The organism is Mesorhizobium sp. L-8-3 (assembly GCF_016756615.1).
Lineage (GTDB): Bacteria > Pseudomonadota > Alphaproteobacteria > Rhizobiales > Rhizobiaceae.
This window is the reverse complement of sequence record NZ_AP023262.1, coordinates 3,919,953-3,932,191: the sequence shown is the minus strand read 5'-3', so window position 1 is coordinate 3,932,191 and position 12,239 is coordinate 3,919,953. Positions and strand designations below refer to the sequence as shown.

At 65.4% G+C, this 12,239-nt stretch carries 10 protein-coding genes; all 10 read right to left on the bottom strand.

The features are described 5' to 3' along the window. Positions 1-97: 97 nt before the first annotated feature. Positions 98-1,828 (bottom strand): adenylate/guanylate cyclase domain-containing protein, encoded by a 1,731-nt coding sequence (locus tag JN302_RS18355; protein ID WP_202333992.1) that lies wholly within the window; start codon positions 1,826-1,828, stop codon positions 98-100. Between the two features lie 361 nt (positions 1,829-2,189). Then, on the bottom strand, positions 2,190-3,725 hold the full coding sequence (locus tag JN302_RS18350; protein ID WP_202333991.1) for an amidohydrolase family protein: 1,536 nt from the start codon (positions 3,723-3,725) through the stop codon (positions 2,190-2,192). Further along, positions 3,722-4,669: a nucleoside hydrolase gene (locus JN302_RS18345; RefSeq protein WP_202333990.1), complete on the bottom strand. Its 948-nt coding sequence runs from the start codon at positions 4,667-4,669 to the stop codon at positions 3,722-3,724. The genes JN302_RS18350 and JN302_RS18345 overlap by 4 nt, the downstream gene beginning before the upstream one ends. 2 nt (positions 4,670-4,671) lie before the next feature. Further along, entirely contained in the window at positions 4,672-5,565 is an 894-nt protein-coding gene (locus JN302_RS18340) for an ABC transporter permease (protein WP_202333989.1), read from the bottom strand. After that, positions 5,562-6,599 carry an ABC transporter permease gene (locus JN302_RS18335; protein WP_202333988.1) on the bottom strand — a complete coding sequence of 346 codons (1,038 nt, stop codon included), beginning with the start codon at positions 6,597-6,599 and terminating at the stop codon, positions 5,562-5,564. Before JN302_RS18335 ends, JN302_RS18340 begins: the two co-directional genes overlap by 4 nt. Next, entirely contained in the window at positions 6,596-8,152 is a 1,557-nt protein-coding gene (locus JN302_RS18330) for an ABC transporter ATP-binding protein (protein ID WP_202333987.1), read from the bottom strand. The genes JN302_RS18335 and JN302_RS18330 overlap by 4 nt, the downstream gene beginning before the upstream one ends. 22 nt (positions 8,153-8,174) lie before the next feature. Then, entirely contained in the window at positions 8,175-9,200 is a 1,026-nt protein-coding gene (locus tag JN302_RS18325; RefSeq protein ID WP_202334332.1) for a BMP family ABC transporter substrate-binding protein, read from the bottom strand. A 140-nt stretch (positions 9,201-9,340) separates the two neighbouring features. Beyond that, entirely contained in the window at positions 9,341-9,661 is a 321-nt protein-coding gene (locus JN302_RS18320; protein WP_202313985.1) for an NIPSNAP family protein, read from the bottom strand. A 9-nt stretch (positions 9,662-9,670) separates the two neighbouring features. After that, on the bottom strand, positions 9,671-11,296 hold the full coding sequence (locus JN302_RS18315) for a GMC family oxidoreductase (protein WP_202313984.1): 1,626 nt from the start codon (positions 11,294-11,296) through the stop codon (positions 9,671-9,673). A 4-nt stretch (positions 11,297-11,300) separates the two neighbouring features. Then, on the bottom strand, positions 11,301-12,149 hold the full coding sequence (locus tag JN302_RS18310) for a uracil-DNA glycosylase (protein ID WP_244846451.1): 849 nt from the start codon (positions 12,147-12,149) through the stop codon (positions 11,301-11,303). Between the last annotated feature and the right edge of the window lie 90 nt (positions 12,150-12,239).

The window sequence follows — 12,239 nt, the reverse complement described above, 5'->3', positions numbered from 1 at the left end:
GCAGCGGATGGAGATTTTCCGTTCGACCCGCTCTTTGAGCGAGTTCGAGGCGACGTCGACAAACAGCCGTTGTCGGGACGCACGCTGGATGTTCATTTCATTCGGGAAGACCCGCCTTCCGCAAGCCTTCGCGCAGATGTTCGGCATCCAACGGGTCTTTGTAGTGCGGCATCTCCGCCTGCACGCTGAAATCCGGTTTGCGGCGGAGCACTTCGTCAGCCTGTGCGCGAGCTTCCTCGAGACGGCCAAGCTGGGCCAGGCACGCGGCTTCGCGCGCCATCTGCCAAACGGTCTTATCGCGGCCGAGTTTCCGATACGCCGCCAAGGCTTCGTCATAGCGCCTCACAAAGTACAGACAAAGGGCAAGGGTGGCCCAAGCAAAGTTCACATACGGATCGAGCCTGATGGCCCGGCGGGCCAGTTCGATGCCTTCTTCGGCGCGGCCGGAGATGCCGAGAACGCCGCCCAAATGGACAATGCCGGTGGCGTCGTTGGGGTTGAGCTCCACACCGCGCTCGAGATGCGAAATCGCCAAGTCGTACTCGTCACGAAATCGGTAGACCTGCCCGAGGAATGTGTGACATCGGCTGTCGCGTGGATCCATGCGGACCGCGGCCGTGGCAATGTCCAATGCACGTTGCTTGATGGCATCGGATGCGCTGCCATAGTGGTTCTCGACCAACAGCGACAGGGCCAGGTAGGCATGAGCCAGCGCATATCTCGGATCGAGGGCCACGGCCTGCTCGAATAATTCGCGAGCACAACGGTTGTCGTCCGCGCCGAAGCTACGCAAATGTCGGATGCCACGCAGCAGGCAGTCATATGCCAGCAAGCTGTCGGTCCGCTTGTTCGAGGCCATCCTGATTTCGGCGTCCTCCAGCCGGCCCGTCACTGTGGCGACGATGGTCTGTGTGAGTTCGTCCTGAACGTCGAAGAGCTCCTCGATCCCGCGGTCGAAACGCTCGCTCCACAGATGATTGCCTGGAACGGCGTCGATCAGTTGGGCTGTGATGCGAATCCGGCTCCCCATCTTGCGGACACTGCCCTCGACGACGTAACGCACGCCGAGGTCGCGCGCGATCCGGCGAACGTCGATGGCTTTGTCGCGATATTGAAACGACGAGTTCCGGGCAATGACGAACAACGAACGGAAGCGCGACAATTCAGTAATGATGTCTTCGGTGATGCCATCCGAGAAATACTGCTGTTCCGGCTCGCCGCTCATGTTGGTGAACGGCAGGACGGCAATCGAAGGTTTGTCGGGGAGCGACAAGGACAGTCCAGCAGTTGCCGCCCCCGCCCCATCGGCGATCCTGAACACACGTATTGGATTGGCGATGTTTTTCAACGAGTGCTCGCCCATGTCTTCGAAAGCAAGGGCGAGCCGCCCATAGGTTTCATCGCGCACCTTGGCCGAGACGCAGATCCCTCCCGGCTCCGCCAGCGCCTCCAACCGTGCGGCGATGTTTACACCGTCGCCATAAACGTCGGCTCCTTCGTCGATGATGTCTCCAAGATTGATGCCGATGCGGAGAAAGATGCGTCGATCCTCGCTCAAAAGCCTGTTGGCCTCGGCCATTTTCTCCTGCAATTCCAGTGCCGCCATAACCGCGTTCACCGCGCTGGCGAACTCCATCAGCACTCCGTCGCCCATGATCTTGACAATGCGGCCCTCATGCACTCGCACCACCGGCACCAGGATGGTTTTCCGCCGATCCTTCAGCGCCGCCAATGTTCCCGCCTCGTCGCTCTCCATGAGGCGCGAGTAGCCGACGACGTCGGCGACGGCTATTGCGGCGAGGCGGCGTTTGGCGCGTTCATCGGCCATTTGGACGATGCCTTAGGAGCCTGGTTCTTGCGATGGTATTTGTGCCATGCAGCGATGTCCACAGGGCGGCTATCGGCAGCATCCCGAGCATTGCCCAGGGCCGACATAGGTCTGCCCGGGGGGCACGGCCTCCCGCTGGGCACCCTTCGGCAAAGGTCGGTCGCGGGTCCGATCTTTCCCGTTTGGAGGTGAGACGCGATCGCCGACTCTCCTCTCCGATCGACCCATCCGGCGGTTGCCAAGCGCAGCCGGGGCGAGCGCCATCCTGAAAGGCCGATTGCCGTTGTGGCCCCGCGGCGTACCTGACCGCCCAGCCATGAGCCTCGGAAGCCTACCTATCTGTCCAGTCGCGGGGCAGGTCTTACCGAGCCCCGCGATTGCTGGGCCATGCCGGAGCATCGCCGGCATAGCGATATGGCCCGGAGTGCCGCAGCGAGGCCCGCCTGTGGATCTCGGCGAAATAGGGCTCGAACGGTTGGTTCAGCTCCTCGATCCGGGCGTGCTGCGCGAGATACGCGGGCACCCTCTCCCGGATCTCGGCGAGGATCGCGGCCTCGTCGACCTTGGTCAGCCTGCCGTCGCGCATGACGATCTCGCCGTTCACCATCACCAGTTCGATCGACGAACCGTTCTCACAATAGACGAGGTGCTTGGCGATGTCGTTCAGCGGCGTGAAGGGATAGGCGCCCAGATCGAGAATGACGAGATCCGCGGCCTTGTCAGGTTCGAGCGAGCCGGTCACCTCCTCCAGCAAGGCGCTGCGCGCGCCGCCGAGCGTCGCAGCCTGCAGGATCTCCGACGCCGACAGCCATTGCTCGTAGTTCGGTCCGGCCGCGCTGTGGAGAAGTGCCGCGACCCGCATGACATCGAAGATGCGGGCGGTGTCGTTGGACGACACGCCGTCGGTTCCGAGCGCCAGCGTCACGCCGGCATCCATCAGCCGCCGAACCGGGGCGACACCGGCGCCGAGCTTCTGGTTGGCGATGGCGTTGTGGGCAACCGAGCAGCCGGCGGCGCCCATCAGCGCCATGTCCTCGTCATCCACCCAGACGGAATGGGCGATCGTCGTATTGCGCCCCAGCACACCGAGGTCGGCCAGATAGCGGACAAGGCTCTTGTCGTAGAGCTCCGGCCCGGTCACCGCCTGGGTGATGGTCTCCAGCACATGGGTATGGAACGGCAGGTTCCTGTCGTTCGCCAGTTCGTAGCAGGCGGTCAGCAGATCGGGCGTGCAGCGTTGCGGCGCCGATGGCGCGATCATGAATTTCAGCCGTCCCGCCCGGCCATCGAAAGCCCCGATGGCCGCGAGGCAATAGTCGATGTAGGCCGAAGCGGTAATCGGAGGGCCGAAGGCAAGCCTGGCCTGCAGCTCGGCCGGCATCACCTCGCGGGCATAGGGCAAGGCATCGAGCGTGTGGATGTTCATGACGCCACTCGACACATTGGCGCGGATGCCGGCGTCCTCGTAAGCCCGGAACACGGTTCCGAGGCGATCGAGTTCGTGGGCTGGCGGATCGAAGAAGCAGTCCGACAGCATGGTGACGCCGTTGCGCAGCGATTCCATCGCCAGCAGCAGGGAGCGCAGATAAAGCAGCCGAGGCTCGATCACCGGTCCCATCAGCAGCGGGTAGGCATAGAGCAGCCAGACTTCCAGCGGCATCTTCTCGTAGCGCCCGCGGAAGAAGGTCTCGCTCGAATGGGTGTGGGCGTTGACGAGCCCGGGCATGACAAGCTTGCCCGCACCCTCGATGACCGTCGCATCGGGGGCGGCGGCAAGCCCTCGCCCGATCGCCTTGATGAGCGTGCCTTCGACCAGGACGTCGCCCTCGAAGGGCACGGTGCCGTTCGCGGCGTCCATTGTGAGGATCGTTGCGTTGCGGATCAGGATCTGGGTCATGGCAGGCGTCCAAGGCATTCGAGAAGCAGACTGTAATAGGCCTCGTCGTCGCCGTCGCGTATGTAGAAGGCATTCCTCGGCCGATCGGTGATGCCCCACCAGTCGGCGACGGTCATGCCTGATGTCAGCGGGCTCGACGTCTCGACCATGACGCTGACCTGCCGGCCATGGAAAAGCTCGGGACGGAGCATGAAGGCGGGAACACAGGGGCCATGGAGCGGCGCGCCGTCCCAGCCATATTTCCTGAGATCGAAGGCTTCGGAGAACTCCAGCATCTCGGCCGTGGCGATGCCGCAGCGGTTGCCGAGCGCACGCATCGCGGCGAGCCGCGCGGGCGTCGAACGCATCCGGTGCGTGACGTCGAGCGGCAGAAGGGTGATCGGCACGCCCGACCGCAGCACCACATCGGCGGCTTCAGGGTCGACATAGACATTGAACTCTGCCGTCGGGGTGATGTTGCCGACCTCGAAATAGGCGCCCGCCATGGCGAAGATGGCGGCGATCCTCTCCGCAATGTCCGGCGCCTGGACCAGCGCCATGGCCAGGTTCGTCAGCGGCGACAGCGAGCAGATGGTGATCTCGCCGGGTTCGGCGGCGCGCAGTGTCTCGATGATGAAATCGACGCCGTGCCTCTCCGACGCCTCGATCGCCGGCTCGGGCAGGTCCGGCCCGTCGAGACCGGTCGGGCCATGCACGTGCTCGGCCATCACAAGATCGCGCCGCATCGGGCGCGGGCAGCCGGCAAAGACGGGGATGTCGGACCGACCGGCGAGCTCGAGCAGCTTGAGGCAGTTCCTGGTCGTGTGGGCAAGGTCGATGTTGCCGGCCGTCGCCACCAAGCCCAGCACCTCGAAAGCCTCGGGCGCGCCGAGCATCATCAGGATGGCGGCGGCCTGGTCCTGCCCGGGATCGGTCAGCACGATCAGCTTGCGTCTTTCCGACATGGTCAATAGTCCCTCAGTTCCGCATTGACCGCGGCCGCTTTGGCTCCGCCCCGCAGCTTGCCCGAGACCCAGACGCCGAAGACCGTCGCGAGATAGGGCAGAGCGAGCAGGAGATCGTGGGGAACACGATCGCCGAAGACGAGTTGCGCCCGGATGCCGATCGCCCCGACAACAGCGAAGAACAGCGCCGCAAGAGCGGCTCCGAACGGATGAGCGCCTCCGAAGATCACCGCTGCAAAGGCCATGAAGCCGCGCCCGGCCGTCATGTTCTGGGCGAAGATCTGCAGGCTGCCCGCCGCAAGCTCGGCGCCGCCGATGGCGCAGAGCACGCCGCCGATGGCGAGCGCGGCGAGACGCATGCGCGCGGGATCGACGCCGACGCCGCGCGCGGCGAACGGATGCTCACCCGCAGCCGCGAGCTGCAGACCGAAACGCGTGCGCCGCAGGAGCACCCACATGCCCAAGACCACGAAGGGCATGAGCAGCACGAAGATCGAGAGCACCCCGTAAGGCCCGAAGGCCGGGCCGAGGCGCGGCAGGCCGAACGGCGCGTTCACCGCGGCCTGGCTGCCGAAGATGGACTGGACGGCAAGCGCCGTGCCGCCGATGCCGAGGCCGGTGAGGCCGAGGCCCGCGATGATCGGGTTCGCCCGCAGCTTCTCGACGACGAACCAGAGCAGGATCGATCCGAGCACGCAGAGTATGATCGCGATCAGCAGAGCGAGCGGAACCGAGCCGGTCAGCATGATGCCGACGATCGTTGCGCAGGCGCCTGTGATCATCAGCCCCTCGAGGCCGAGATGCCAGACCCCTGCCCTCTGCGCGATCACGCCCGCCATGGTGACATAGATCAGCGGCGTGCCGGAACGCAGGATGGCGACGATGACCTCGTTCATGCCGACCGTCTCCCCAGGCCGAGAAGCCGGTCGACGAGACGCGACCTGGCGGTGATGAAAAGCGCGATGGAGGCGTTGATGATGTCGATCGCCGCGGCCGGCAGCCCGGCCATGATCGGCAGATAGAGCGCGGCCGAGGCCAGTCCGCCGAAGAAGAAGGCGACGAAAGCGGTGCCGATGACCGAGAAGTTGGCGACCAGCGCGATGAGGATGGCGGTGAAGCCGTGCGCCGGCAGGAAGCCGCCGGCCAGCCGGCCATTGGGGCCCATCAGCTCGATCGTGCCGGCCAGGCCCGCCAGCGCCCCGCTGATCAGGAAGCTCGACAGGCCGAGGCTCCACAATCTCGCGCCTTGCCACTGCACCATGGTCGCGTTGCGCCCGGCAAGGCTCGTCAGAACGCCGAAGGCGGTACGGTTGACGAGCAGCCAGGCGCCAATGCCCACGACCAGCGCGATGCCGATGATGGTGGGAGAAAGCCCGAGCGAGGTGCTGATGCGGTAGGCCGCGTCGAGCGGTCGGCTCGAGGCCTGCTGGCCCGATCCCGACGGATCCTTGAGCGGCCCAGCAGTCACATACACCAACAGCAGACCCGCCAGGAAGTTGCCCATCAGCGTGGTGATCACCTCGTCGGTGCCGGAGCGCAGGCGCAGAAGTCCCGGCCAAAGCGCCCACAACGCGCCCCCAGCCATGCCAGCGACAAAGCAGGCCGGAATGACGATCACGGCCGGGGCCCCGTTCAGCCATTCGGCGGCAAAGGCAGCGAAGATCGCGCCGACATAGAACTGGCCCTGCGCGCCGATGTTGAAGTAGCCGGCGCGGAACGAGATGGCCACGCCGACCGCGGTGATGAACAGCGGAAGCGCCCAGCGCAGGCTTTGCCCGACGGCTCCGGAGCGCAGGAACGCGCCCTCCGCGATCGACTGGAACATCAGCGGTGCCGAATAGCCGGCGAAAGTGAAGATGACGCCGCAAAGGGCGAGCGCCACGACGATGAAGAACAGTGCGCGCAGCACCATACCGAGCTTGTCGTTCATCGCCCCACTCCCGTCATGGCGGCGCCGACCGCGCCGATCGAATAGGGCGGCGCGAAGGAACCGGCGACACGCCCCGAGAGCATGACGACCACCCGGTCGCAAATGTCGAAAAGCTCATCGAGGTCGGACGAGATGAGCAGCACGCCGCAACCGCGCGCGCTGGCTTCGCGTAGCGACTGCCAGACAAAGGCCGTCGCGCCGATGTCGAGGCCGCGGGTCGGCTGCGCCGCAATGATCAGCACGGCATCGTCGTCCATCTCGCGCGCAAGGATGACCTTCTGCGCGTTGCCGCCGGAGAGCGAGCCGGCCCTCTGCGCGACATTGGCGTAGCGCACGCTCCAGGACTTGAGGGCGGCATCGCAACGCTTGCGCAGCTTAGCCGGGCTGATGGCCGCAAGCAGTGGCGACAACATCAGTTCCCGCGCCGACCAGTTCTCCCACAGCGAGCTCGACAGGCTGAGCCCCTCGGTGTTGCGCTCGAAGGGGATGACACGCAGACCGGCCGCACGGCGCGCCGAAAGCGACGCCGCGGTGACATCCATCCCGCCGATCGCCAGACTTCCGGACGCCAGTTCGGCAAGGCTCGCTATGGCGCGCACCAACGTCCGCTGGCCATTGCCTTCGACGCCCGCGACACCGACGATCTCCCCCGGACGGATGGACAGTGCGATGTCCTGAAGTGCGGGTCCCTCGCTGTCCGGATGGGTCGAGACGCCGGAGAGTTCCAGCACCGGAGTGCCGGTGGCCTTGGCATGGGCGGCATGCACAGTTACCGGCTTGGCGCCGGTCATGGCTTCGCGGTCGGCCGGAGCCAGGGATCTGGCTGCCGCATTGCCGATGATCATCTCGGCGAGGCCGGACGGCTCCACTCCCGCGCATGGAATCGGCCCTTCCACAAGCCGGCCCGCACGGAGCACGGTGACGGTATCGGCCACCGCGAGGACCTCGCGTATCTTGTGGAGGATCAGGATGACGGTCACGCCGCGTGCCTTGAGGCGTCGGACCCGTTCGAACAAGGTTTCGATGCCTGATGGCGAAAGCACGGCGGTCGGCTCGTCGAGGATCAGGACGCGCGCATCCGTCACCAGGGCCCGGGCGATCTCGACACCCTGCTGGGTTTCGACAGGCAGGTCGCGGATCCGCCGCCGCGGTTCGACCTTCACGTCGACGCTGTCGAGATGCTCCTTCCAGCGCCGCTCCAACGCCGCGCGGCCGAACAGGCCATGATGGCCGGACGAACCGAACTCCATCGCCTCGGCCACGGTGAAGGAAGGCGGCAGCGCGAAACTCTGATGCACGAGCTCGACGCCGGCCTGCCTCGCCTCCTTGACGCTGCCCGTGCGAACGGCGCGGCCGTCGATCGTCACCGCGCCGGTGTCCGGGGTGACGAGGCCGGCCGCGACGCGGGCGAAGGTGGTCTTGCCCGCGCCATTCTGGCCGACGACGGCATGGATCATGCCACGGGCGAAACCGACCGTGACGCCGGAGAGCGCCGTGACCTCGCCATAGGTCACGGTCACGTCGCGGCATTCGAGGGCATGGGCCTCGTTCATGGACGGCGCGCCCCGGTTTCGCTCACAGAGTGGTGTTGAACGGCACCTCGAGCGAGCCGTCGAGGATGCCGGCCCTGGCTTTCTCGATGGCCGGCCAGATCTCCTTGGCCTTCGCCACCAGCTCCGCCGGGCCCTGCTCCTGGTAGAGCGGCGACAGCACGAAATCGATCACCCCGGTACCGAGCCCGGTCTTGATGTGGCTACCGCCCTTCCAGTCCGGACCGAGCGCCTTGCTCACCTCGTTATAGAGCGACACGCCGAAATCGAGGCTGACGATGCCGATCACCGATTTGGGTCCGAGCGGATATTGCGCGGCGTCGAGCGCGCTGACCATGCGGCCTTCCTTCTCGTTGGCTGCGTTTATGATGCCGCCGTCGGTCGCCGCGGAATCGGTCTGGATATAGTCGATGCCGTCGTTGAACATCTGCGTGGCGATCTCCTGGCCCTTGGCGGGGTCCTGGAAAGAGCCGGCGAATGCGGCCGTTACAGTCGCATCCGGACGGACCGACTGGGCGCCGGCCTTCACAGCGTTGAAGTCGGCATTGATCGGTGGGATCGAGATGCCGCCGATGAAGCCGATCTTGCCCGATTTGCTCATATGGGCGGCGAACATGCCCGACAGGTAGCAGCCGAGATAGTAGTCGTAGCTGACGGTGACGACATTCGGGATGGCCGGCTCGATCGGATCGCCGAACAGCTGGATCCATTTGGTGTCGGGATAGGACGGGGCCAGCGCTTTGAATGCCTCGCCGACCTCGTTGAAGGTCGACACGATGACGGCCGCGCCGTTGTCGGCCAGCGTGCGGAAGATGGTCTCGTAGGTCGCGGGGTCCTGCGCGTAGACGGCCCGGTATTCGAAGCCCTGCTCCTCGGAAAGCTGCTTCAACTTGCCGATCATGGAATCGACCGGGCCGTTGTCGCCAGCTGCCTGGGTATGGACCAGCGCGACAAGGCCCCCTGCCGCGAAGGACTTGAAGGAGAGCGAGCTCACAGCAAGCCCGAGCGCTGCCGCGCCGGCAGCCGACTTCAGGAAGCCGCGGCGGTCCATCGAAATCTGGTTCCTGCCGTGATGATGGTCTGTCGTCATGTCTTTGTTCCCTTGGTTCTCGCCGGTCCCATTTCCGGCCGTTTCATCGCTCGATCGCGCGGCCGGAGCGCCGCCGATCGTCCTCCGATTCCCTGTCGTGCTCAGGCGCCCGGAGAAAAAGACGCCGGATTCATGATCATCACGTCCTGGCTCTCGATCGCGCCGAGCGCCCAGACCTCGCCGATGAATTTCTGCCAGTCGGGATCGGCATACATGGCCGACCGTCGCGCCTCGCGATCGGCGAGGCTGTCATAGCCCCACATCAGCACGGTGGTGTGCAGCCGGCCGATCTCGGAGACGTAGAGTCCGAGGAAGCGGTTCAGATGCCGCTTCTGGATGGGTAGGCCCTCGGCCTCGTATTTCGCCATCCAGGCCGGCACCATGCCGGGGCGGAACGTATAGGTGCGGTGCTCGACGATCATTAGAGCCTCTCAGGCGGTTTCGAGGATGAAGTCGGCGGCACGCTCGCCGATCATGATGGCAGGCGCATTGGTGTTGCCGCTGGAGATGATCGGCATGATGGAGGCGTCGGCGACCCTGAGGCCTTCGACCCCGCGTACCTTGAGCCGTGTGTCGACGACGGCCATCGGGTCGTTGCCCATCTTGCAGGTGCCGACCGGATGGAAGGTGGTCATGGCGGTGGCCCGCAACCACTCGACGAGCTCCGCGTCGCTCATACGTTCCGGCCCGGGCGCCAGTTCCTTGCCGCGATAGGGATCGAAGGCTTTCTGCCCGATGACCTCGCGCGTCATGCGGATGCCCGCGATCATGGTGCGGCGGTCGAATTCGGTCTCCAGATAATTGGCCTGGATCTTCGGCGCCTGGGACGGGTCGGCCGAGCGCAAGGTGATCTCGCCCCGGCTTTCCGGATTGACCGGACCGACGCGCAGCGTGAAGCCGTGATTGGCCTCCACCGCCACCTTCTTGCGGAACGGATTGGGGAAATGAAGATTGGCCGTCTTCTCCAGCGCCGGCATGAAATGCACCTGGATATCAGGCGCCACCAGATCGGCCCGGGACTTCAAGAAGGCGCCGGCCTCATAAGGAAACGTGGTTGCGACGCCGCGCCCGAACAGCGTCCCCTCGATGATCGACCAGATCAGCCGGTCGGCCCTCAGATCGCTGTAGAGCGTGACCGGCTTGGTGCATTCGTAGACCATCACGCAGTCGACATGGTCCTGGAGATTCTTGCCGACGCCGGGCAGGTCGGCGACCGTGGAGATGCCATGGCCGGCGAGCTCGTCGGCCGGACCGATGCCCGAGAGCATCAAGAGTTGCGGCGAGTTCACCGTTCCGGCGCACACCACGACTTCCCGGGTCGCCCGCACGGATCGCACCGCGCCACCCTGCTGGAACTCGACGCCGACGGCACGCCCGTTCTCGATCAGGATGCGACGCGTGAGCGCTCTTGTCTCGACAGTCAGGTTCGGGCGGGAGAGCACCGGACGCAGGAAGGCGTAGGACGTCGACCAGCGCTTGCCCTTCCTGATCGTGAAATCGAACTTGCCGAAGCCTTCCTGATCCTCGCCGTTGAAGTCGTCGTTCAGCCGATAACCGGCCTCACTGCCGGCCTGCGCAAAGACGTCGTGCAGCGGGTTGGTGCTGCGGGCGCGGCACACGGTCAGCTCGCCCTCGGAGCCGTGATAGCCGTCCTTGCGCTGGATGTGCCCTTCGGATCGACGGAAGGCCGGCAGCACCTCGTCATAGGACCAGCCGGGCAGGCCGAGCTGAGCCCATCGGTCGTAGTCGTGGCGGTTACCGCGCACATAGATCATGCCGTTGATGGTCGACGATCCGCCGAGCGCCTTGCCGCGCGGCCAGTAGAGCGAGCGACCGTTGAGATGCGGCTCGGGCTCGGTGTGATAATGCCAGTTGTAGATCCCTGACTGGAACAGCTTGCCCATCAGCATGGGCAGGCGGAAGAGCGGATTGTTGTCCTTGCCGCCCGCTTCCAGCAGCAGAACCTTGTTCGCCGGATCGGCCGACAGCCGGTTGGCGAGCACGCAGCCCGCCGAGCCGGCGCCGACGACGATGAAGTCGTAGGTTTCCGACGTCATTGCTTCACCACGCGACGGGCTCGGCGCCCATCGCCTCCAGATGCCGGTTCGAGACGAGGAACGGGTTTTCCAGCGACAGCACGGCATCAGCGCGCGCGGGATGCTCGCGCAGCACGGCGGCCATCGGCGCCGTGGACTCGGCAACGCCGGCGAGCCTCAGGTTGTCGATCGCCGCGTCGCCGAAGCCGATGAAGACGATTGCGCGTCCACTGGCAGCCAGATGGGTCAGCACCCTCTGGATCAGCGGCCGCCATAGCGGCAGATGTCCGCGCGCCTGGTGCGGGTCGACCTCGACCCTGAAGCGCGACAGGGTGAGCGAAGAGTTGAGCAGCAGCACACCCTGCGAGACCCAGCGGTCGGCAAGTTCATCAGGCGCTTCCAGCCCGATCTTCCCGTTCTCGATATCCGCCAGCGTCGTCGGCCAGTCATCGAAGGAACGGGCATAGGCCGGATTGCCTGATCGGGCCGCGCAGATCTGCTGGGTGAAGGCCCGCACGCTCTTCGAGAACATCTTGTCGAGCTCCCGCCAGGCCGCGACATTGCCGACCTCGAAGGCGCGGCCGGTCGAGAAATCCGGCGCCGGATAAGGGTCCTGGCCGAGGATCACGCAGCGCACCGCCTGCGGCTCTATGCCATCGAAGGCCCGCAGCATGTGCGCACCCTTGGGGGCGCCGGGAAATGTCCTGTCGCGGCGGACCGGGAAGATCGGCTCCCATGGCTCGATCTCGAGCGCCGGATCGATCGCGTCGAAGCCGAGAGCGACGTCGGCCAGCATCGGCCGCCAGGCAGGCGGGACATCCGCCTGCCATCCCGACAGCGTCTCCCGCATCGCATCGACCAGCTTGACCGGCATTGCTCTCCTCCCGCGCTCCTCCAACGCCCTTAGGTTAGGCAAAACCTGACCAAAGTGTCAACTTCCTGAAATCACTTTCTTGACCAAAAC

Coding starts and splice junctions, on each gene's coding strand:
- JN302_RS18355 (WP_202333992.1), bottom strand. CDS start 1,828: ATGGCCGATGAACGCGCCAAACGCCGCCTCGCCGCAATAGCCGTCGCC.
- JN302_RS18350 (WP_202333991.1), bottom strand. CDS start 3,725: ATGACCCAGATCCTGATCCGCAACGCAACGATCCTCACAATGGACGCC.
- JN302_RS18345 (WP_202333990.1), bottom strand. CDS start 4,669: ATGTCGGAAAGACGCAAGCTGATCGTGCTGACCGATCCCGGGCAGGAC.
- JN302_RS18340 (WP_202333989.1), bottom strand. CDS start 5,565: ATGAACGAGGTCATCGTCGCCATCCTGCGTTCCGGCACGCCGCTGATC.
- JN302_RS18335 (WP_202333988.1), bottom strand. CDS start 6,599: ATGAACGACAAGCTCGGTATGGTGCTGCGCGCACTGTTCTTCATCGTC.
- JN302_RS18330 (WP_202333987.1), bottom strand. CDS start 8,152: ATGAACGAGGCCCATGCCCTCGAATGCCGCGACGTGACCGTGACCTAT.
- JN302_RS18325 (WP_202334332.1), bottom strand. CDS start 9,200: ATGGACCGCCGCGGCTTCCTGAAGTCGGCTGCCGGCGCGGCAGCGCTC.
- JN302_RS18320 (WP_202313985.1), bottom strand. CDS start 9,661: ATGATCGTCGAGCACCGCACCTATACGTTCCGCCCCGGCATGGTGCCG.
- JN302_RS18315 (WP_202313984.1), bottom strand. CDS start 11,296: ATGACGTCGGAAACCTACGACTTCATCGTCGTCGGCGCCGGCTCGGCG.
- JN302_RS18310 (WP_244846451.1), bottom strand. CDS start 12,149: ATGCCGGTCAAGCTGGTCGATGCGATGCGGGAGACGCTGTCGGGATGG.